This is a genomic window from Synechococcus sp. R6-10 (assembly GCF_047461815.1).
Classification (GTDB): domain Bacteria; phylum Cyanobacteriota; class Cyanobacteriia; order Thermostichales; family Thermostichaceae; genus Thermostichus.
On sequence record NZ_JANSHW010000690.1, the window covers coordinates 1 to 736 of the forward strand.

Below are 736 nucleotides of genomic sequence, written 5' to 3' on the forward strand. Positions count from 1 at the left end.
GTTATAGCGCGCGTCGTAGGCGGCGTCCAGCGGCGTGCCTGTGGCGTTTGCGCCATCCACCTGCACCTGCAGCGGCGTATCCCAAGTCGCGCCGCCGTCTCGCGTGCGGCGCAGCATAAGCGCGTCGCCCGCGCCCTGATAGAATGCGCACCAAGTCGCATGTGGGCTTACGGCGCACACCACTAAACCCGCGGTTGTCATACGCAAGATCTCCGTAGCCGTATCACCAGCATCCCGTGAGAGATACACCACGCGCGTCGTCGCGTCGCGCACAACAATCAGCAGCGCGTCGAGCCTGCTATCGCGCTCCAAGCACTCGATGCGCCCGTCGTACTCGCGTTGCAGCAGCAGCGTGCGCGAGTGCAGATGGTAAGTGCGCAGCGTGCTGCCAACCGCCACATGCAAGTATTGGCGGCGTGTGTCGATCGCGAGTTTCGCGCCCGTTTCGGGCTTAGCGATTCGCGGCGGTACAAGCGCGTGTGAGAAAAACGGCGTCGTGCGCCCTAAGTCGCGGCTCGCAACTCGCACGCGCCACTGCTTGGTCGCATGCTGCAGCGTTTCTGTCCCATCCAGCACAACCGCTTGGCGCGTAAGGTGGTAGCGTCCAACCGCGCGATCGTAGCTCGTGAGTTCGGTTTCCGCCGCGTCCTGCACCTCCATGAGCTTCGCAGGCTCGGCTGGGGTGAGATAGTAGCGGCTGCTCGGCGCGGCGAAGTAGCACCACTGCCCCCAGGCG

Annotated in this window: 1 protein-coding gene; it reads right to left on the bottom strand. The window is 64.7% G+C overall.

Translation table 11 applies throughout. The annotated features are described in order from the left end of the window. On the bottom strand, positions 1–660 hold a 660-nt coding region (locus tag NW837_RS15340), incomplete at its 3' end, for a hypothetical protein (protein WP_414332518.1). Between the last annotated feature and the right edge of the window lie 76 nt (positions 661–736).